This is a genomic window from Massilia sp. S19_KUP03_FR1, from assembly GCF_036688685.1.
GTDB lineage: Bacteria > Pseudomonadota > Gammaproteobacteria > Burkholderiales > Burkholderiaceae_D > JALYUM01.
In genome coordinates this window covers 136,721-155,197 of sequence record NZ_JAQQPS010000017.1, presented here as the reverse complement: position 1 = coordinate 155,197, position 18,477 = coordinate 136,721, and the positions used below count along the sequence as shown (strand labels likewise).

Below are 18,477 nucleotides of genomic sequence, written 5' to 3'. Positions count from 1 at the left end.
CCGCCCCGACCGCCAGCGCCGCCGGCACCGCCGGACGCACCGGCGCCACTGGTCGCGCCCCAGGCATTACCGCCTGCGCCGCCGGCCCCACCCGAGGCCAGGCCCGTTTCTGCCGAGCCGTTGGTGGCGCTGCCGCTGGTGGCGACGCCGCCGCTCGACCCGGCTGCCCCGTTTGCACCGGATGCCGCCGCACCGCGCCCGCCCGTACCGCTGGCCGAACCGCCGTAGCCTGCGGCACCGGTCCCGCCGCTACCGCCCCCGCCACTGGCATTGCCCAGGTTGGTGGCGAGGTTGCCGATGTTGTTAATGGTGTTGCCCGAGACCGTGCCGTTGAGCGTGCTGGCAGCGGTGGCCGACGAGGTGTTGAACGCATTCGATGCATTGGACGTGGCGGTGCCGCCGTTATTCGCAGCGGCGGCCCCGATTGCAGACGCGGCCGCACTGCCGGTCGAATTGTTCTTGGCGCTGCTGTTGTCGTTGTTCTGGTTGGAGTTGTCCCGCGCCGAGTTGTCGGCGAGGTTCGCGGTCAGCGTGGTGTCGGTGGTGCGAACGGAATTGTCGTTGTTGGTGTTGGTGGTGGTGGTGGTATCGGCGGGCGTCGTGGTCTGGGCGTGGGCGCCAAGGCTGAAAGCGAGCGTGATGGCGGCGGCGAGCAAAGTCTTGTTCATGCGTTTCCCCTCTGGATTATGTGGTTGAGAACAAATTTGGCAAGGTTGAACCAAGCTCTGTTTGCTATCGCAAAAACGATGCCACCGGGGTGAAACGCCGCTAACGCATTGACGTAAAAGGAAAATTATTTGTGAAAGAATCTTGCCTTGCACATAATCATCTTGACGCACTGCTTAGAGATCAAAAGTGTGCCACTTGTGTGACAGAGTTGTCGTATTGACGAACAAATATGTACAGTGAATGCGCCACCAACCATGCATCAAAGGTGCAGGCCATGCTTGCTGAGCAGGCGGTACATGGTGGTGCGCGACACGCCCAATGTGCGTGCGGCGCGGCTGACGTTGTGGCCCGACCGGTCGAGGCATTCCTGGATGGCGACGCGCTCGGAGTGCTGCCGTGTGTCGTCCAGCGCCGGCGGCGGTGGGACATCGAACGGGTCGTTGAACCCGAGGTCCCCCGCAGCGATCAGGCGGCCTTCGGCCATGACCATCGCGCGCCGCACGCGGTTCATCAATTCGCGCACGTTCCCGGGCCAGTGATGGGACAGGATGGCGCTGGCGGCGCCGCTGGAGAAACCCTTCAGGCGCGGCGGCTTCTCGTCCGCGTACTGGGCAAAGAAATGTTCGGCCAGCAGCATCAGATCGTCACGGCGCTCGCGCAGCGGCGGCACGGTGATCGGCAATACGGCCAGGCGGTAATACAGGTCTTCGCGGAAGGCGCCGCGCGCAACGGCATCTTGCAAATCGACATGGGAGGCGGCAATCACGCGCACATCCACCGGGATGGCGCGGGTGGCCCCCAGCCGCGTGATCGTTTTTTCCTGCAAAAAGCGTAGCAAGGTCGCCTGCAACTCACGCGGCAGGTCGGCAATTTCATCGAGAAAAATCGTGCCGCCATGGGCCGCTTCGAGCAGGCCTACCTTGTCGCGTGTGGCGCCGGTGAATGCCCCGCGTTCGTAGCCGAACAGCTCGGACTGGATCAGGTTGGGGGCAATCGCGCCACAGTTGACGGCGATGAACGGGGCGCGCGCCCGCGCCGACTGTTCGTGCACGCCCTTTGCCGCCAGTTCCTTGCCGCTGCCGCTTTCGCCCCAGATCAGGACCGGTGCGCTGGTCCGCGCGACGCGTTCGACCTGTTCGCGCAGGCGCGCGACAGCGCTGCTGACACCCACCTGGCGCGTGCAAGGCGCCGTCACACGCGGGCGTGGCCGGCGCAGGCTCGCCCAGCCGTGCACATGACCGAGCGTGTCGGCCAGCCGGCGCCCGTCCACCGGTTCCGAGTGGTAATCGTACAAATGGTCGGCGATCAGGTCGCGGCAGGCATCGGACGCCAGGGCCGCGTCGCTCACCACGCCGACCCAGTGCACGTGGCTGTGGGCGCGCAGGAACTGGTCCACCTCGCGCGGGCGCAAGGCGCCGATCACACCATTGAGCAGGCCAACCAGAAAGTGGCTGGCGCGCAGTGCATGGGCGGCTTCAGCCAGCGTACCGACCTGGCAAATGTCCCAGTGCATGGCGTGGTCGGCCAGTGGCAGTGCCGCCCGGTCGCCGCCAACCGCTACATACAGCAACCGTCGTCCCAGCATGTCTCGCGTTTTGTTGTCCATGACGTGCTCATCAATCAAATTGACGCCGTATTTTTAGTGACTATTCACAACTTGCAGTTAGCATTCATCACAATGATTAATATACGCAAGGATGCGCCTGATGGATGCAGTTAAGTGCTCTGCCGTCACGCCGATTTATCTGGAGTGCTGCATCCATGAGACATAAAAGCGAAATAAATCGCATGATTAACACTATTTTCACGGTGATGTTTCGCGATAATTTCTCATTATAAACTTCCTTTCCTGCCTCACAATTTTGCGACCTGTACAGCACGGTGCCTTTCTTTTTTTTATCATCGCGAGCTCTCCAGCGACCGATTCAACTATGGCGCACCGGACAAAATAATAATTTCCACAATTAAATTAAAATTATTAAAAATAAAAATTAACATCGTGCAGAAACAGCAATTACATGCAGATGACATATGAAATAAATTGTATTTACTGCGTTTAATATATTGATAGGAACACACTATTGACCAATAAATCACTATTCGTTTTTTTATGCATTAAAATCCGGCTCATTCAATGTCTGCATTGCGTACTGGTTCCCGAATCAATTACCAGCAACACGCACATGCAGAAATGGGTCGTATAAATTTTTTGATGAGGTTACCAATGCTGCACACTCCGCATCGCATCAAACACCGCAGCGCCGGCCAGGGAATGATGGAATACGTCATTATCGTCGCGCTAATTGCCGTTGCTGCCATCGGCATTTATTCCGCGTTCGGCCGCACCGTGCGCGTCCAGACGGCGGGCATGGCCCAGGAAGCAGCCGGCGCGAAGGCAAGTACTGAAATTGCAGTCGATGCAGCCAATTCCGCAGCCGGCCGCGCCAACGATCCGCAAAAGGTCGGAATGGGCCAGTACAACTACGCCAACGATCAGAAAGCGAATTGATTCTCCGCTTTTATCCGAATGTCTCCGGCGGCGCCTTGTCCGCTGGAACTTGCAGCAGCATCACTTTACTTTTTTAACTTCTGGAGTCCACTATGAAAATCAAACTGAAACAGCTTGGCCAGGGAATGATGGAATACGTCATTATCGTCGCTCTTATCGCGGTTGCCGCCATTGGCGTCTACAGCATGTTCGGCAAAACGATTCGTAACCAGACCGCGGGTCTATCGAAAGAAGTCGCCGGCCAGGACAGTAAAGACCAGATCACCGCCGCAGGCACCTCGTCGACCGCAGCCGCCAGCCGTGGCGATGTCGCCAAAGGCATGGGCGAATACAACAAGGACAATGACCAAAAAGGCGGCAAGTAATCCACGCCAATTCACCTGACGATTGCAGCGCATGAATCATCCCGATAAACGACGCAATGCCATGCCTGTACGCGCTGCGCAGCGCGGCCAGGCCTTGGTATTCACGCTGTTATTCGCTGCCATCGCCCTCGTCATGTCGCTGGTGTTATATAACAGCGGAAAATTGGCAACAACAAAGACGCAATTGCAGAATGCCGCCGATGCGGGCGCCTACAGTGGTGCCGTGCTGTTGGCGCGCGATCACAATTTTGCGGCTTATACCAACCGCGCCATGGTGGCCAACCAGGTTTCCGTCGCGCAGTTGGTGAGCCTGAAATCCTATGTCGACGATGCCGCCGCCACCCACCGGCGGATGAAAGGCACCGCCCATACCGTCGCGGCCGACACCATTCCCTACAGCATTGGCAGAATTCCCTGGACGATCGCCAGTGCCCTGCCCATCGAACCGCTGGCCGCCGCCTACGATGCGGTGGCACCCACCGCGGTCATCGCACTCGACAAACTGATCGCCATCATGCAGCTGGCGCAGGAAGCCCACCACGACGCCACAGCCGTGAACGTGGCACTGGTGGCCAACCAGGTGGTCAAGCGCAACGACCCCAATGCTGGCATCAGCATGTTGTCCTTTCAGACCGCCTACACGGCCAACCAGATCAAGGAATGGGCCAGCTACACCACGCGCCAGCACGCCAATGACGCCACCCCGCAGGCCGACCGCTTTGCCAACGTCGTTGTCAACCGCGAGTCGACCGACGAACTGGTGCGCAAGCGCGGCAATACGCTGGTGGCCAGCTGGGAGTCCCTGCCCACGGAAATTGCCTGTCCGCCGCCGTCCATCCCGATTTTTACCCTGTATGGTTTCCACCACGATGGCGGCACCATCCTGAGCGCGAACCAGAAGCGCTGGATGGCGCTCGACGCCACCCAAGGCGCCGGCGTCGTCATCTGCGAAACGGAACTCCTGATACCCTTCTTCTACCTGCTGCCGCAGGACGGCCCCGGTGGGTCGGCCGGTGCGCTGGCCGGACGCGCAGGTCGCTATGGCTCGCGCACCGGCTTTGCCGGGAATCCGTCCGAAACCCGCAACTACGGCGGCGCCCTGAATGGCCTGGCCGCGATTCCCGCGAATGCGCGCTACCGCCGCGGCCCGGGCGCCAGCATGGACGCCAACGGCGGCCTGCAGGACTATTACCGCGACGTGGCCGATACCGCCGCGACGCCCGCCAACCAGAGTGCCGACTTGAATGGCGCGCAGCGACCGTTCACCATCGAAGTACGCCACGAGGGCAGCACCATCCGCACCTCGAGCAAAGTGCTCGGCGCCGGCGCCAGCGTGGTCAGGGCGGACGAAGCGTTGAAGGGCGACACGCTGCGGGCGCTGGCGTCCGGCGCCGCGTACTTTTTCCGCGCAAGCAAAGACACATCCGCCTTCAACCGCGCCGGCTGGCAGCGCGCCGATAAGCGCACCGAGATGGCCAACCTGTTCAATCCGTACTGGCAAGCGCAGCTGGTAGAAAATCCCCCGGCCGCGCTGGCTGCCTCGGTGGTGGCGCCATGATGGCGCGTCGTCAGCAGGGCCAGGCCATGGTCGAATTCCTGGTGGCGGCGCTGTTTTTCCTGTTGCCACTGTTCCTTGCCATCGTCGTGCTGGCCAAGTTCAGCGACGTGCAGCACACCACCCAAATGGCGGCGCGCTACAGCGCCTGGGAACGCACGGTCTGGTACGACGACGGCGGCACCCAGTTCGACACGATCAACGGCAGCAACCAGAAAACCGCCGCCGAAATTGGCCATGAAATCGGCGTGCGCATCATCAACGACCGTTCGCAAGCGCAAACCGTCATCAAGGACACCGACCGCGCCGCCACCACCTTTGCCAATGGCATCGACCCGATGTGGCGCGACAACGCGAACGTCGCCTACATGAGCCGCTATGAGCAACAGTCCAGCACCCTCACGCGCACCAGCCTGTCGACCGACCTGACCAGCAAGGCCGTCGAAGCACTGGGCGCGCTGTCAATTCCCGGTGTAACCGGTTCGATGGCGCCGCCGGTCCCGCGCGATACGTTCGCGGTCGCCGAGGTCAGCTTCAAGGAAATGGCGAAAAACAGCACAGCCTATCAGCGCCTGTGGCCACGCGCCGACGTGTGGAAAGGGCCGTGGAACGGACTCGATTTCAGCGCCACGGGCGCCATCCTGTCGAACACCTGGTACGCCAACGGGTCCGGCGCGACCGAAAAAATGGTGGCCGAAACCGTCCCGATGGCCAAGGGTATGGGCCACTATGCAGGCGAAGCCGTCATTCTGGGCATGCGGCCGTGGGTGCTGACTGCCCCCGAGTCCGAACTGGGCAAGGTTGCGCCGGACGTCGTCCCCGGAGACCGCCTGCGATGAGATTCCCGCGCCTGACTTCCTGCTGCGGCCTGGCCGCGCTGTGCGCCCTCCTCGGCGCGCCGTCCGCCGCAAGCGCCTGTCCGGAAAAAGTTCCCGCCGCAATGCGTGCCGTCTCCGTGGCCGAATCGGTGGCAGTGAGCGGGATGGATGTGGCCATTTTGCAGGTGTCGTCGCGCGAGAACAGCGCCACGCTGCTCGCGCGGATGGAGAAGGAATGGCGCGAAGCAGGTTTCGACGTCAAGCGCAATGCAGCGCAGGGCTGGCAAGTGGTCTCCGCGCTGAGCGAAAAATGCCTGACCACGCTCCAATTGAACGACCAGGGCGGCGCATTTGGCTATCTGGCCGTCAACCACTTCGCCAAGGTCAAGGCCACGCGCCTGCCGCAGCTGGAACTGCCCGGCGGCGCCAAAGTGTTGTCGCACGTGCTCAGCGACGACGACGGCCGCCGGGGCAGCACGACGGTGCTCGCCACGGGCCAGAGCGTCGCCCAACTGGCCAGCTTTTACAAGCAGCGCCTGGAACAGGACCGCTGGTCGGGCGTGCGCGCCATGTCAGGCATGGGCGCCGATCACACACTCAAGCACGCCACGGTCAGCGCCCAGCGCGGGCGCGAGCGCGTCGAGGTCGTCATCGTTCACGACAACGGCGCCAAAATCATCGTCAACGTGGCAACCGAGCTGTGATGCGCGCCCCACTGCACCACCGGCGCGGCCAGGCCATGACCGAATACCTGGTCGTGGGCGTGTTCTGCGTGATCATCCTGGTGACCGTGGCGCTCGGCCCGCAACCGGTCCAGGAGCTGCTCGACGCGATCAAGAATTTTTTCAAGGCGTACTCGTACGTCATTTCCGTTACTTCGTGAAAGAGAACCGCGCAATATGGCCAACATTTCCGCTGCAAGAATCGCCCAACTCAAAAGCCCGATCGCGCTCCTGGTCTTTGCGGCCGTGATGGCCGCAGCCGTCGCCTGGATTGCGTACCATTATTTGCAGCGGCGCGAAGAAACCATCAAGCAAGAAATTGCCGCCAAGGGCGCGCGACAGAGTACGCCACAGGTCACCGTCGCTGTCCCGAAAATCGATGCGCAGGCGGGCACCGTGCTGAACCTGAACAATTTCGTCGCGCGCCCGATCGACGCCGACCTGGTCTATCCTGACACCATCCTGGCCGCCGACTTCCCTTCGCTCGAAGGCATCAAGCTGGCACGGCCGGTGCTGCACGGCCGCCCGGTCCGCCTGACCGACCTGACCGCGCCGGAAGTGCGCGACGTGGCCGCCATCCTGCCGGCCGGCCAGCGCGCGCTGACCATCGAAATTGACAACCTCAACTCGATTTCCCAGACGCTGCGCCCGAACCACCACATCGACGTGTTTTTGGTCAGCAAAGCGCCGCGCCGGGAGGAGTCCGCAGACGACAGCGACGCGTCCGACGCCCAGGCCAGCATCTACATGCAGGACCTGGTGGTGCTGGCCACGGGTGCGGAGTTCCAGGACATCACCAAAGTAAACGATGCGCAGGCGGCCAAGATGGCACGTCCTGGCGATGTGCCGGGCAAGGAGCGCGGCTACGACACCGTGACGGTACTGGTCAGCCCGGCCGAGGCGGCGCGCCTGATCGTCGGCCAGCGCATGGGCTCATTCCGCGTCACGCTACGCGGCACCACGGACCGCGCGCCAATCCAGATGGCGGCCCTGCGCGCCAGCGACCTGCTGCCCAATTCGCCCAAAGCGCGCGACGGCGGAATCGAATTCATCGTCGGCGGCAGGAGCAACCTGGTCTCGCAAATGGCGCTGCCGCCGTCGCAGGAACTGGCCAAGGCCGCGCGCCAGGCAGCCGCCACGCCGGTCCCCGCGCCGCCAGCGCCCGACAAGCAGAACATGACGGTAACGGTGCCGATGGCGCCGCGCAGCAATATCACCGCGTTCGACAAGAACTGATCCCCTCCTACAACAATAAAATGGCCGATCCTTACATGAAAAACTTTGCAGCGAACCCAAACCAACCTTCCCGCTTCTCGTTCTGCCTGATTCTCATGACCTTTCTTGCGCTGCCGCTTGCCCACGCCGACGACCTTTATGCGCAGCCACCCATCGGTGCACAGGCGGCGCCGCCCGCCTGCGTGACACAGCCAGCCCCCACCAATTGCACGCCCGCGCCCAGTGCGCGCGTGCGCAAAGTGGTACGGCGCGTTCCCTCGACGCTCGTCGTCGCCCCGGTCGCGGCCAGGGTGGAGCCGGCGTACGCGCCGACGCAGCCACTGACGATGGCCATCGGCGACATCAAACTGCTGCCGGTCAGCGGCAAGATCATTCGTGTGGCGCTCGGCAACGGCACCATCGTCAGCACCACCTCGGTCGAACCGAACCTGCTGTTGATCGCGGAGAAGGTGGGCGAGACCAGCCTGATGGTCTGGAGCGGCGCCAACGTGTACAGCTACCGCTTGCAGGTGCTGAGCAAGAACATGGCCAACATCCGCACCAAGCTTGATGCGCTGATCGGCAAGGACACCAACATCGTGGTCACCCAGGTCGGCCCCGACCTGATCCTGTCGGGCATGGCGCACAGGGAAGTGCTGAGCAAGCTGAACGCCGTGATTGCCGACCTGCCGAACGTGATCAACAACATCACGGAAGAGCAAGGCAGCGCGCTGGCGCGCCAGGTGCTGTTCCGCCTGACCTTTGTCGAAGTAAAAAAGGCGCTGCTCGAACAGATCGGCATCAACTGGGACAAGGCGGCCACCGGCCCCGTACTGGGCGTGGCCGGCGTGGCCCGCAACAGCGGCATCTACGCCAACATTCCGCCGCCGCAAAACGACAACAGCCTGCTCGACCCCAATCCCGGCTTCATCACCCGCAATGGCAGTACCGGCGGGGTGTTCTTCGGCCTGGCCACGACGATTGCGTCACGCATCAACCTGGGCGTCTCAGACGGCGACGCGCGCGTGCTGGCGTCGCCGGAACTGACGGCCAAAAACGGCGGCAAGGCGCGGCTGCAGGTGGGCGGTGAGGTGCCGATCCCGCTGGCCGGCGCGTTCGGCGCCACCACGGTGGAATTCAAACCGTACGGGATCATGTTCGCGGTCGAACCGACGCTCGATTCCACCAACACCATCACGGCGAAACTGTCGACGGAACTGTCGCAGATCGATCCGGCCGTCACGGTCAACGGCATCCCCGGCTTCATCACCCGCAACACCTCGACGGAAATTTCGATCAAACCGGGCGAAGTGGTGGCGCTGTCGGGCCTCGTCAACAGTGAGTTGTCGAGCGCCATCGACCGTGTGCCGGGCCTGTCGCGCATTCCGATTTTCGGCCGCCTGTTCCGGTCCGACGATTTCCGTAACCGCAAGACCGAACTGGTGGTGTTCGTCGAGGCCGAAATCATCGCCGCCGGCGACGGCCTGGCAGGCCAGCTGCGCGCGCGCGGCCTCGAACAGAAGCGCCAGTTCGAGGACAAGGTGCGCACCGCCCCCGCCGCTGTGCCGCTTGCGCCGCCGTCCGCCCCGCTGCACAACCGCACAGAATAAGGAGATTGCGATGATACGAGTCCATGTGGTCCGGCGCGGTGTGGCCGAAGGCGAATTCAACGCCGAGGGCGACGAATGCTTCCTCGGCAAGGACGAGGGCACGCTGCTGATGCTGCAGGGCTGGCGCGTCGGCCGGCGCCAGTTGCAGTTCAGCGTGCGCAACGGCGAAGTGTTTCTGACCGACGGCGGCGGCCTGGCGCCGGTGAAGGTGAACGGCACGGCGGTCAACGAATACGGCCCGGTGTCCAGCACCGATGTGATCGAACTGTCCGACTACATCGTGCGTGTCAACTTTGTCGACCCGGTCCAGGTGCAGCAAAAACCGCTCGCCAGGGAGGCGCCACTGGCGGCGGTGCCGGAAGCGGAAGCACCACCACCAGGTGCGCCAGGGTCCCGCGTGGTTGTGGCACAAGGCGCGCCGGACGGCCTGGAACGGCGCCGCGCGGCGCGCCTGTCGGCCGAAGAAGCCGGCCCCAATCCGCTCGAACTGCCGGACGGGATCGCCGCGCGCGGCGCACTGCATAAGAAACTCATCGGCGCCATGGACCTGCGCCGCGTGAACGTCTCGCGCATGGGCGACAGCGAACTGCGCGAAACAGTCCATAAAATTATCGACGAAATCATCGAAACCGACCCGGCCTTCCGCGCCATGCGCTACTGGCGCAGCATGCTGCGCGACGTGGTGCTCAACGAGGTGGTGGGGCTGGGCCCGCTAGAGGCGCTCCTCAACGACGACTCCGTCACCGAGATCATGGTCAACCGCCACAACGATATTTTTATCGAACGCGATGGCCAGTTGACGCGTTCGTCCGTGTCGTTTTCCAACGATGCGTCGGTGCTGGCCGCGATCGAGCGCATCGTCTCGCCACTGGGCCGGCGCATCGATGAAAGCTCGCCGATGGTCGACGCGCGCCTGAAAGACGGTTCGCGCGTAAACGCCATCATCCCGCCGCTGGCCATCAAGGGACCGAGTATCACGATCCGGAAATTCGCGCGCAAGAAGCTCACGGCGGATGACCTGACGCGCTTCGGCGCCATCGACCCGGCCATGGTGGCATTCCTGCGCGTGGCAGTCGAAATGCGCGCCAACATTGTCATCTCGGGCGGTACCGGCTCCGGCAAAACCACCCTCCTCAACGTGCTGTCGAATTTCATTCCCGACGATGAACGCATCGTCACGGTGGAAGACGCGGCGGAATTGCAGCTGTCGCAGCCGAACCTGGTATCGCTCGAAGCGCGCCCTGCCAACATCGAGGGACGCGGCGCGATCACGATCCGCGACCTGGTAAAAAATTGCCTGCGCATGCGGCCGGACCGCATCGTCGTCGGCGAGTGCCGCGGCGGCGAAGCGCTCGACATGCTGCAGGCGATGAACACGGGCCACGACGGCTCGCTGACCACGGCGCACGCGAACAACCCGCGCGACTGCCTGTCGCGCCTGGAGGTGATGACCCTGATGAGCGGCCTCGATATCCCCATGCAGGCGATCCGCGAGCAGATCTGCTCGGCCGTCAACCTGATCGTCCAGCAGACGCGCTTTTCGTGCGGCACGCGCCGCGTCACCTACATTACCGAAGTGACTGGCATCGAAAACAACGTCATCTCGATGCAGGATATCTTCCGCTTCGAGCAGGACGGTTTTACGCCGGAAGGCAAGGTGCGCGGCCGGTTCGTGCCGACTGGCCACGTGCCTGACTTCATCCAGGACCTGGTGGCGCGCGGCATCGAAGTCGACATGTCGATCTACGCGCGCGCGGCGCCGAGCCTGCCGCCCACCGTGAAACGGATGTTCTGACATGGACGGCCTGATTCTCGTTGTCGCCGGCGTGTTCTTGTGCGCCATGTTCATCGGCTGGATGATTCTGCGCTTCGGCAGCCGCTGGTTCAACAGCCGCCAGCAGGGTCAGGCCAGCGCTGCAAAGTCCGACCTGGAGAGCATGTTCATTTTTACGGACTCCAACCGCATCCTGTACATCAATCTGGGCGTGCTCATTGCGCTGCCGGTGCTGGCATGGTTGTTGACCAGGAATATCCTGATCGTCGCCCTTTGCGGCGCCGTGGCATTCATCGCGCCGCGCTACGTGCTGCGCTACATCGCCTTCCGGCGCCTGCGCCAGTTCGAAACCCAGTTACCGGACGCGCTGAACATGATCACCGGCGCCCTGCGCGCCGGCGCCAGCCTGCCAATTGCGCTGGAAAGCGTGGCCAATGAAAGCCAGCCACCGGTGTCGCAGGAATTCGCGCTGCTGCTGCGCGAAATGAAGCTCGGCACCGATTTTGGCGTCGCCCTGCAAAACCTCGAGCGCCGCGTGCCGCTGCAGGATCTGGCCATGGTCACGGCAGGCATGGCGCTGGCGCGCGAGGTGGGCGCCAACCTTGCCGAAACGCTGGAATCGATCTCGGCCACCATCCGCGCCAAGCTGCAAATGGAAGGAAAGATCCGCAGCCTGACGGCGCAGGGCAAGATGCAGGGTATGGTCATGTCCGGGCTGCCGATTTTTTTGATCGTGATTTTGCGCGTGATGGAGCCGGAAGCGATGGCCCCGCTGTTTTCGGAATGGTACGGCTGGTGCACGCTGGCCGTCATCATCGTGGCGGTGTCGATCGGTTACCACTTCATCAGCAAGATCACCAACATCGACGTCTGAGGAAACGACCATGGAATCACTGCTGATCGCGGTACTGGTGGGCGTGGCCTTCGTCCTGTTCGCGGGTGCCGTCATTTACAGCACGATGCACCTGAAGGCGGTAGTGCCGGCCGAGGACCGCGAATACCTCGACCCGCTGCCGAAGTGGCTGCTGGCGCTGTGGCCCCTGCTGCGTTTGATCGACTACCACATCTGCCAGCGCCTGCCCAAGCGCATGATGGCCAGCTCGTCGGAATCGCTGCGTTTGTCCGGTCTGCTGTACCTGATGAGCCCAACGCAATTCCTGGCGCTGTGCCTGGTCAGCATGGCCACCTTTTTCGGCCTGGCGCTGTTCGCGCTGGACATGCTCGATACGACCAGCATACTGGCCCCGATCGGGGCGGCGGCGTTCGGTTACATCTATCCGCGCATGTGGCTCAAGGATTCGCTGAAAAAACGCCGCAAGCTGATGGTCAAGGCGCTGCCGGTGTACCTCGACTTTCTGACGATGGGCATCGAGGCGGGCCTGAACATGGCCGGCGCGCTGGGCCAGGCGGTGGCCAAGGGACCGGCCGGGCCGCTGAAAAACGAGTTCGCCTTTGTCATCCGCGATTTGCGTTCAGGCTTGACACGCGCCGAAGGACTACGCCGCATGGAAGAGCGCGTGCGCATTCCGCAGATCACCAGTTTCGTCAGCGCCGTGATCCAGGCCGAGCGGATGGGCGCGAGCTTGGGGCCGACCTTCCGCAGCCAGGCCGACCAGAGACGCACCGAGCGCTTTCAACTGGCCGAAAAACTGGCCATGGAAGCGCCAGTGAAACTGATCTTTCCGCTGGTGGCATTCATTTTCCCGGTGACGTTCCTGGTGCTGATGTTTCCCATTGCCGTCAAGTTCATGCAGTCGGGGGCGTTTTAACATGCAGCGCCACACCGTGCGGTTTGAGCTCGGCTGCGGTCCGCAAGCGCTCGACGTGATGGTCGCATCGACCGCGCTGGAGCGCATGCAGGGCCTGCTGGGCCGCGCGCCGCTGCAGGCGTTCGAGGCGATGCTGCTGCGTTCGTGCAGGCTGGTGCACACCATCGGCATGGGGTATCCGCTGGACCTGGTCTACCTCCAGCGCGACGGCACCGTGTTAAAAGTGACACAGGCGCTGCCGGCGCGCCGCATCGACGGACACTGGCGCGCGCACAGCGTGCTGGAAATGGCGGCCGGGATGGCAGCGCGTTGCGGCATCCGCCGCGGCGACCGGCTGGTGCTCGACAAGATGGAGGCCTTCCATGGATAAGCGCGGGCGCGGCCAGTCGACGACGGAATTCCTGATCATTTTTCCGCTGTTGATCATGCTGGTGTTCGGAATCATCCAGTTCGCGCTGATCTACCAGGCGCGGGCCACGCTGAACCATGCGGCGCTGCTGGCGGCGCGCGCCGGGGCGCTGAACAACGGCGACGCGGGCAAGATGCGCACGGCGCTGGCGTCAGGACTGGCGCCGCTGTTTGCCACCGAACCGAGCATGCCCGGTTATGTCAAGGCAGTCGCCAAGGCCAATTTCGAAACAGTTGCGGCGGCCAATATGGTCAAGCTCGACGTCCTCAATCCCACCCGCGCCGCGCTGAGCGACTTCGGCCGCCCGCGCCTCGACGGCCTGGGCGGCAACGAACTGCCCAGCGACACTCTCAGTTACCGCACCACCACGCCGGGCAGCAGTTCCAGGATCTCGGTGCAGGACGCCAACATCCTGCATGTGCGCGTCAGCTACTGCCTGCGCCTGATCGTGCCGGTCATGGACCGCGTGATCTCGGCCGGCGTGGATGCGCTGTCGCCGACGTCAAGCGCTTTGTCCGCCAACGGCATGAGCGATCCCTTCGGCACGGGCGGCATCAATGTGTCAGTCAATTGCATCAATCCCCTGTTTCGCGGCCCGCGAATCATCATTCGCAGTGAAGCGATGGTGCGCATGCAGTCGCCTTTTTTCGAGTCCAATCTATGATGCCATTTCACCTGTTTCGCCTGGCAGCGGGCGCCCTGCTGTTATGCGCCGCCGGCCAGGCCGCTGCGCAGATTTCCGCCCTGCGCTATATCGACAAGCAGGGCATCGAGGTGATCGTCAACCGCGACGCCCCCCGGCCCGCCGAGCTGCCGGGGGCGCAACCAGCTGCCGTGCCAGCGGCGAAAGCGGTGCGCGATCCGAAGCTACAAATTGCCGCTGCTGAACAGGACAGGCGTGACCGCGATCGGGTTGGTATCCTGCAGCAGGAACTCGACAGCGAAGCACGCAAATACGCGGCCCTGATGCAGCGCAGCCAGCCGGGCCCTGGTGCCGAAAAATTATCCGCTGCCGATGCGCAGCGCCTTACCGAGGAGTTGTATGACCGTCAAAAAAATATCCAGTCCCTCAATGCCGAGTTGCGCCGGGCGCGCTCTGCGCAGTAGCCTGCTGGCGTGTGCGCTGGCAGCGGCGGCGCCTGCCTTCGCCGCCGCCGTCGACAAGGCCGAAATCGACCGACCCGGCGGCAGCGACAACCGCGTCGTCGGCCGCTACCAGGGCTCCGTGCTGTACCTGTACGGCGACACGGCACTCGGCAAGGTCAATATCCTGAGCGCCAAGGGTGGCAAACCCGTGCTGCTGTCGGTCGAAGGCAAGGTTGCCAACCGCATGTATGTGGCACCGAAGGGCGCCAGTCCGCTGGAGGTGTACCGTAATTATCGCGATGCGCTCACCAAAGCCGGCTTTGAGCCCATCTACGCATGTGAACTGACCGCATGCGACAAGGATGGCACGCAACCCATGATGAGCGACCGGCCGCGCGAAGCGGTGTGGGTCAAGTCGAGCGCGCAGGCCGACAGCCTGTTCAACAGCGGCAACCAGCCCGACTTCAGCTACTACAGCGGCCGCCGCAGCGGGCCCGATGGCATCACGTATGTCTCGATCGGCATCGCAGGCGGCGGCTCGTTCGATGGCCGCGTGCGCCAGTTCATCCAGGTGGCAGAACCCTCGACGACCCAACTGGGCAAGGTGAAGGTGGACGCAAAGGCGATCGAGGCCGGCCTGAAACGGGACGGAAAAATGGCGCTGTACGGCGTCAACTTCGATACCAACAAGGCGCTGCTGCGCGACGATTCCGCGGCCCAGTTGACCGAGATGGCGGCAGTGCTGAAGGCCGCGCCGGCACTGAAGGTATTTATCGTCGGGCACACCGACAACCAGGGTGAGTTTGGCGCAAACACGACCCTTTCGCAGAAGCGCGCCGAGGCCGTGGTGGCAGCGCTGTCGGGCAAATATGGCATTGCACCGACGCGCCTGATCGCACGCGGGGTGGCCAACCTGGCGCCGGTATCGGCGAATGACAATGAAGATGGGCGAGCCAAAAACCGTCGTGTCGAAATGGTTGTACGTTAAGGAGAAACTGAATGCTGAAATTGACTTTGCTGGCCCTGGCCGCTTTGCACGGCGGCGTTGGCGCTGCCACCCCCGCTGCCACCCCTGCCGCCGTCAACGCCAGCCTGCCGCCGCCGGGCCTTTACCGCGTCGACATGGATGCCAACAATGCCTACCAGGATGGCACCAGGGTCGCGCTGCAACAGTCTGCCGCGGGCGGCGTCACGATGCGCGCCGGGAAGCCGGGCAGCGCGCCGACGACGCGCACGTTTCCGGCCCAGGGGCCGCAGCAGATCTGCATCGGCGATCGCAGCGCCGGCGGCTTCAACCCGATGGCGCTTAATGCCAAGGCCAATTGCAAGTCGTCGTCGGTGGTCACCGGCGCCGCCGGCACGACCTTCACGGCGAAATGCGACGCCGTCGATTTCACCAGCGTCGTGCGCAAGCTCAATGCCACGACGTGGGAAGTAAAAACGCAGGTGGACATGCATCAGGGCGGCAAAGGCATGCTTGACTTCGACGCGCAGCGCAAGATGTTTGAAACCGCGCTGAAAAACGCCACGACGCCGGAAGACCGCGCCGACGCGCAAGACACGCTCGATCACTGGGAGGAATACAAGACCGAAATGCGCCAGAGCGCCGCCGAAGCGGGTGCAGCCGGCGCGCCGGGGGCGGTGACGCGCAGTACCAGCGCCGTGACCAAAATGACGCGCTTGGGCGATTGCACGGTAGCCGGTGCGGCGGCGGGCAAAGCGGGAAGGTGACGACCGCCTTGCCGGTGGTCGATCTGTTTGACGATTCAAGCCAGCGCCGTTGGCACCTCGATGCGGCGTACATTACCGGCACAACGTTAAATGTGGACGGTGGCCAGAACAGGTGAGTCTGGTCAGAAGTCAAACACCGTCCTCACCATGATCGTGCGCGGGTCACCCACCCCGATCATGTTCGCACTCAGCACACCCGCGTAGTAATCCTTGCCAAACAAATTTTTTACATTGGCTATCACGCTGTATCCGCGGCCCTCGTAGCGCAGGCTCGCATCGGCCACGGTGTAGGCCGGCACGGAAAAGGTGACCGCGGGACTGGTCTTGTCGCTCTCATGGCGCACGCCGACACCGGCGCGCAAACCTGCCAGCGCGCCGTCGAACTGGTAGTTGGCCAGCAGGCTGCTGCTGCGCCCCGGCACGTTCTGGATGCGCTTGCCGATATTCGCGGCGGTGGTGTCGTCGGTGGTGCGCGCGTCGACCGTCGAAAAGGCCGCGCTGAGATCCCAGCCGTTGCGCAGGTTCGCCACCAGTTCCGCTTCGAAACCTTCGCTGCGCTGCTCGCCCACCTGCACGCTGTAGCCGGTGTTGTTCAGGTCGGACACGGTGACATTCGTGCGTCGCAAAGCGTAGTAGGCCAGCGTCGCGCCGAAGCGCTGGTCGGTGGTCTGGAACTTGACGCCTAGTTCGGCCTGCTTGCCCTGCTCCGGCTTGAACGGGTTTTGCGCGATGTCGGAACCAGCCACCGGGAGGAACGACGTGGCGTAACTAAGGTAGGGTGCCAGGTTCGGGGTGGCCTGGTAGCGCAGGGCGACGTTGCCGGTGCTGGCGTGGCTGTCCTGGTCGGTCGCCGTGCCGGGTGTCAGGAGGCGCAAGGTGGTGGTGGCGCGGTCGTGGCGCGCGGCGAGATTGAGCATCCATCGCTCGTTGAAGCGGATCTGGTCGCGCAGGTACACGGCGACATACGACAGTTCGTTTTTCTCGTTGGTCTGGGTCGCGCAGGCGCTGTAGGCCTTGCCGTACACCGGGGCGTACACATTGAGCGCACCGATCGCGCAACGCAGGCTGGTGGTACGGGCGTTATCGCGATTGATGTCGACCCCTGCCATGACCGTGTGCGAGGTGGCGCCGAACAGGAACGCGCGCGCGGCATAGGTGTCGAGCGCGGCCGAGCGTTCGCCGATATCCTGCAACAGCACGTTGCGGGCGATATTCCCGTTGGCCTGCACCGCGCCGGTCACGTTCACCAGGGCGCCGTCGAGCGTCAGGTCGAGCAGGCGCAGGTTCTGGTGCAGCGTCCAGCCGGAATCGAAACGATGGGTCAGCGCGTAGCCGATGGTGCGCTGGATGGCGTTGTAGGGGCCGACGCTCGGGTCGCTCGTGAACAGGCTGCGCGGCGCCGCCTTGCCGGGCGCGGCCAGCAGCGAGGCCAGCACGGGAATGCCTTGCTGGCGCAGGTACTGGCGCTGGTTGAACGCGCTCAGCAGCGTGAAGTCGGTGCGCGGCCCCAGGTCGAGCGACAGCGAGGGCGCCAGGTAGCGGTTCTTGTACCAGACGGCGTCGGTGGCATCGTCCGCGTTCGACAGCATGCCGGCCACACGCAAGGCGGCCTTGCCCTGCGCGGCATCGAGCGGGCGGCCGAGATCGAAGCTGGCCTGGCGATAGCCGTAATTCCCAACGGTGAAACCGACTTCGTTGAACGCGCGCGCGCGCGGCCGTTTGCTGATCATGTTGACGATGCCGCCCGGCTGCATCTGGCCGAAGTTGATCGAGGCCGGGCCTTTCACGACCTCGATGCTGTCGACGCCAAACACCTCTTGCGCGACATAATTACTCTGGCCCAGTTTCAGGCCGTCGACATACAGCGATTCGGAGGCACGCTGGCCGCGGATCGTGTAGTCGTCCCAGCCACGGCGCCCGTAGCCACCGGACGCCACGCCGGCGGTGGTTTGAATGGCTTCGTTCAAGGTCGTCACCTGGCGCGCATCGAGATAGGCGCGCGTAAGCACCGAGATGGCCTGCGGCGTGTCGTACAGCGATGCATCCGATTTGGTGCTCGAGGCGGCATGCTGCGCCACAAAGCCATTGTCGCGCGCGGCGCTGACCGTCACGGTGGGGACAGGCGCATCGCCGGCGTCAGCCGGCGCTTCTGCGGCGGCGGCGCTGGTAACGGCGGCGAGGGCGAGGTGGACGAAAAGAGCGAGGGGACGGACGCGAAAAGGAATGGACATCGGCAAAGGTTGAG

General features: G+C 63.5%; 18 protein-coding genes and 1 pseudogene. 16 read left to right on the top strand and 3 right to left on the bottom strand.

What is annotated here, in order from left to right:
* A pseudogene (locus V6M87_RS19140) lies at positions 1 to 668 on the bottom strand (hypothetical protein); the annotation flags it as partial.
* A gap of 260 nt (positions 669 to 928) precedes the next feature.
* On the bottom strand, positions 929 to 2,275 hold the full coding sequence (locus V6M87_RS19135; RefSeq protein WP_332878248.1) for a sigma-54 dependent transcriptional regulator: 1,347 nt from the start codon (positions 2,273 to 2,275) through the stop codon (positions 929 to 931).
* A gap of 528 nt (positions 2,276 to 2,803) precedes the next feature.
* Here V6M87_RS19135 and V6M87_RS19130 point away from each other — a divergent pair.
* From V6M87_RS19130 to V6M87_RS19055, 16 genes are all read left to right on the top strand, one after another.
* The gene (locus V6M87_RS19130; RefSeq protein WP_332878247.1) at positions 2,804 to 3,178 is read left to right on the top strand and encodes a Flp family type IVb pilin; all 375 of its coding nucleotides are present in this window, start codon (positions 2,804 to 2,806) and stop codon (positions 3,176 to 3,178) included.
* A gap of 92 nt (positions 3,179 to 3,270) precedes the next feature.
* Entirely contained in the window at positions 3,271 to 3,543 is a 273-nt protein-coding gene (locus V6M87_RS19125; protein ID WP_332878246.1) for a Flp family type IVb pilin, read from the top strand.
* 61 nt (positions 3,544 to 3,604) lie between these two features.
* On the top strand, positions 3,605 to 5,101 hold the full coding sequence (locus V6M87_RS19120; RefSeq protein ID WP_332878245.1) for a pilus assembly protein TadG-related protein: 1,497 nt from the start codon (positions 3,605 to 3,607) through the stop codon (positions 5,099 to 5,101).
* Positions 5,098 to 5,937, top strand: a complete 840-nt coding sequence (locus tag V6M87_RS19115) for a hypothetical protein (RefSeq protein ID WP_332878244.1) — start codon at positions 5,098 to 5,100, stop codon at positions 5,935 to 5,937. The genes V6M87_RS19120 and V6M87_RS19115 overlap by 4 nt, the downstream gene beginning before the upstream one ends.
* Positions 5,934 to 6,620 carry a hypothetical protein gene (locus tag V6M87_RS19110; RefSeq protein WP_332878243.1) on the top strand — a complete coding sequence of 229 codons (687 nt, stop codon included), beginning with the start codon at positions 5,934 to 5,936 and terminating at the stop codon, positions 6,618 to 6,620. Before V6M87_RS19115 ends, V6M87_RS19110 begins: the two co-directional genes overlap by 4 nt.
* Positions 6,620 to 6,799 carry a hypothetical protein gene (locus V6M87_RS19105; RefSeq protein ID WP_332878242.1) on the top strand — a complete coding sequence of 60 codons (180 nt, stop codon included), beginning with the start codon at positions 6,620 to 6,622 and terminating at the stop codon, positions 6,797 to 6,799. Before V6M87_RS19110 ends, V6M87_RS19105 begins: the two co-directional genes overlap by 1 nt.
* A 16-nt stretch (positions 6,800 to 6,815) precedes the next feature.
* Entirely contained in the window at positions 6,816 to 7,874 is a 1,059-nt protein-coding gene (gene cpaB, locus V6M87_RS19100) for a Flp pilus assembly protein CpaB (RefSeq protein ID WP_332878241.1), read from the top strand.
* 95 nt (positions 7,875 to 7,969) lie between these two features.
* Positions 7,970 to 9,463: a type II and III secretion system protein family protein gene (locus V6M87_RS19095; RefSeq protein ID WP_332878240.1), complete on the top strand. Its 1,494-nt coding sequence runs from the start codon at positions 7,970 to 7,972 to the stop codon at positions 9,461 to 9,463.
* A 10-nt stretch (positions 9,464 to 9,473) separates the two neighbouring features.
* A complete protein-coding gene (locus V6M87_RS19090; RefSeq protein WP_332878239.1) occupies positions 9,474 to 11,258 on the top strand; it encodes an ATPase, T2SS/T4P/T4SS family in 1,785 nt (594 codons plus the stop codon).
* Between the two features lies 1 nt (position 11,259).
* Entirely contained in the window at positions 11,260 to 12,111 is an 852-nt protein-coding gene (locus tag V6M87_RS19085; RefSeq protein ID WP_332878238.1) for a type II secretion system F family protein, read from the top strand.
* 10 nt (positions 12,112 to 12,121) lie between these two features.
* A complete protein-coding gene (locus V6M87_RS19080) occupies positions 12,122 to 13,006 on the top strand; it encodes a type II secretion system F family protein (protein ID WP_332878237.1) in 885 nt (294 codons plus the stop codon).
* Between the two features lies 1 nt (position 13,007).
* A complete protein-coding gene (locus V6M87_RS19075; protein WP_332878236.1) occupies positions 13,008 to 13,376 on the top strand; it encodes a DUF192 domain-containing protein in 369 nt (122 codons plus the stop codon).
* Positions 13,369 to 14,079 (top strand): TadE family protein, encoded by a 711-nt coding sequence (locus V6M87_RS19070; protein WP_332878235.1) that lies wholly within the window; start codon positions 13,369 to 13,371, stop codon positions 14,077 to 14,079. Before V6M87_RS19075 ends, V6M87_RS19070 begins: the two co-directional genes overlap by 8 nt.
* Positions 14,076 to 14,522, top strand: coding sequence for a hypothetical protein (locus V6M87_RS19065; protein WP_332878234.1), 447 nt, complete (start codon positions 14,076 to 14,078; stop codon positions 14,520 to 14,522). The genes V6M87_RS19070 and V6M87_RS19065 overlap by 4 nt, the downstream gene beginning before the upstream one ends.
* Complete coding sequence (locus V6M87_RS19060; protein WP_332878233.1) at positions 14,458 to 15,489, top strand: OmpA family protein; 1,032 nt, start codon at positions 14,458 to 14,460, stop codon at positions 15,487 to 15,489. Before V6M87_RS19065 ends, V6M87_RS19060 begins: the two co-directional genes overlap by 65 nt.
* Before the next feature lie 11 nt (positions 15,490 to 15,500).
* Positions 15,501 to 16,232: a hypothetical protein gene (locus tag V6M87_RS19055; protein WP_332878232.1), complete on the top strand. Its 732-nt coding sequence runs from the start codon at positions 15,501 to 15,503 to the stop codon at positions 16,230 to 16,232.
* 122 nt (positions 16,233 to 16,354) lie between these two features.
* Here V6M87_RS19055 and V6M87_RS19050 read toward each other — a convergent pair whose 3' ends face one another.
* The gene (locus V6M87_RS19050; RefSeq protein WP_332878231.1) at positions 16,355 to 18,463 is read right to left on the bottom strand and encodes a TonB-dependent siderophore receptor; all 2,109 of its coding nucleotides are present in this window, start codon (positions 18,461 to 18,463) and stop codon (positions 16,355 to 16,357) included.
* Between the last annotated feature and the right edge of the window lie 14 nt (positions 18,464 to 18,477).

Excerpts from the sequence above, each read along its gene's own strand:
- cpaB (WP_332878241.1), top strand. The coding sequence starts at position 6,816 with ATGGCCAACATTTCCGCTGCAAGAATCGCCCAACTCAAAAGCCCGATC.
- V6M87_RS19115 (WP_332878244.1), top strand. The coding sequence starts at position 5,098 with ATGATGGCGCGTCGTCAGCAGGGCCAGGCCATGGTCGAATTCCTGGTG.
- V6M87_RS19055 (WP_332878232.1), top strand. The coding sequence starts at position 15,501 with ATGCTGAAATTGACTTTGCTGGCCCTGGCCGCTTTGCACGGCGGCGTT.
- V6M87_RS19090 (WP_332878239.1), top strand. The coding sequence starts at position 9,474 with ATGATACGAGTCCATGTGGTCCGGCGCGGTGTGGCCGAAGGCGAATTC.
- V6M87_RS19095 (WP_332878240.1), top strand. The coding sequence starts at position 7,970 with ATGACCTTTCTTGCGCTGCCGCTTGCCCACGCCGACGACCTTTATGCG.
- V6M87_RS19080 (WP_332878237.1), top strand. The coding sequence starts at position 12,122 with ATGGAATCACTGCTGATCGCGGTACTGGTGGGCGTGGCCTTCGTCCTG.
- V6M87_RS19120 (WP_332878245.1), top strand. The coding sequence starts at position 3,605 with ATGCCTGTACGCGCTGCGCAGCGCGGCCAGGCCTTGGTATTCACGCTG.
- V6M87_RS19065 (WP_332878234.1), top strand. The coding sequence starts at position 14,076 with ATGATGCCATTTCACCTGTTTCGCCTGGCAGCGGGCGCCCTGCTGTTA.
- V6M87_RS19135 (WP_332878248.1), bottom strand. The coding sequence starts at position 2,275 with ATGGACAACAAAACGCGAGACATGCTGGGACGACGGTTGCTGTATGTA.
- V6M87_RS19050 (WP_332878231.1), bottom strand. The coding sequence starts at position 18,463 with ATGTCCATTCCTTTTCGCGTCCGTCCCCTCGCTCTTTTCGTCCACCTC.
- V6M87_RS19130 (WP_332878247.1), top strand. The coding sequence starts at position 2,804 with ATGTCTGCATTGCGTACTGGTTCCCGAATCAATTACCAGCAACACGCA.
- V6M87_RS19110 (WP_332878243.1), top strand. The coding sequence starts at position 5,934 with ATGAGATTCCCGCGCCTGACTTCCTGCTGCGGCCTGGCCGCGCTGTGC.
- V6M87_RS19125 (WP_332878246.1), top strand. The coding sequence starts at position 3,271 with ATGAAAATCAAACTGAAACAGCTTGGCCAGGGAATGATGGAATACGTC.
- V6M87_RS19075 (WP_332878236.1), top strand. The coding sequence starts at position 13,008 with ATGCAGCGCCACACCGTGCGGTTTGAGCTCGGCTGCGGTCCGCAAGCG.
- V6M87_RS19060 (WP_332878233.1), top strand. The coding sequence starts at position 14,458 with ATGACCGTCAAAAAAATATCCAGTCCCTCAATGCCGAGTTGCGCCGGG.
- V6M87_RS19085 (WP_332878238.1), top strand. The coding sequence starts at position 11,260 with ATGGACGGCCTGATTCTCGTTGTCGCCGGCGTGTTCTTGTGCGCCATG.
- V6M87_RS19070 (WP_332878235.1), top strand. The coding sequence starts at position 13,369 with ATGGATAAGCGCGGGCGCGGCCAGTCGACGACGGAATTCCTGATCATT.
- V6M87_RS19105 (WP_332878242.1), top strand. The coding sequence starts at position 6,620 with ATGCGCGCCCCACTGCACCACCGGCGCGGCCAGGCCATGACCGAATAC.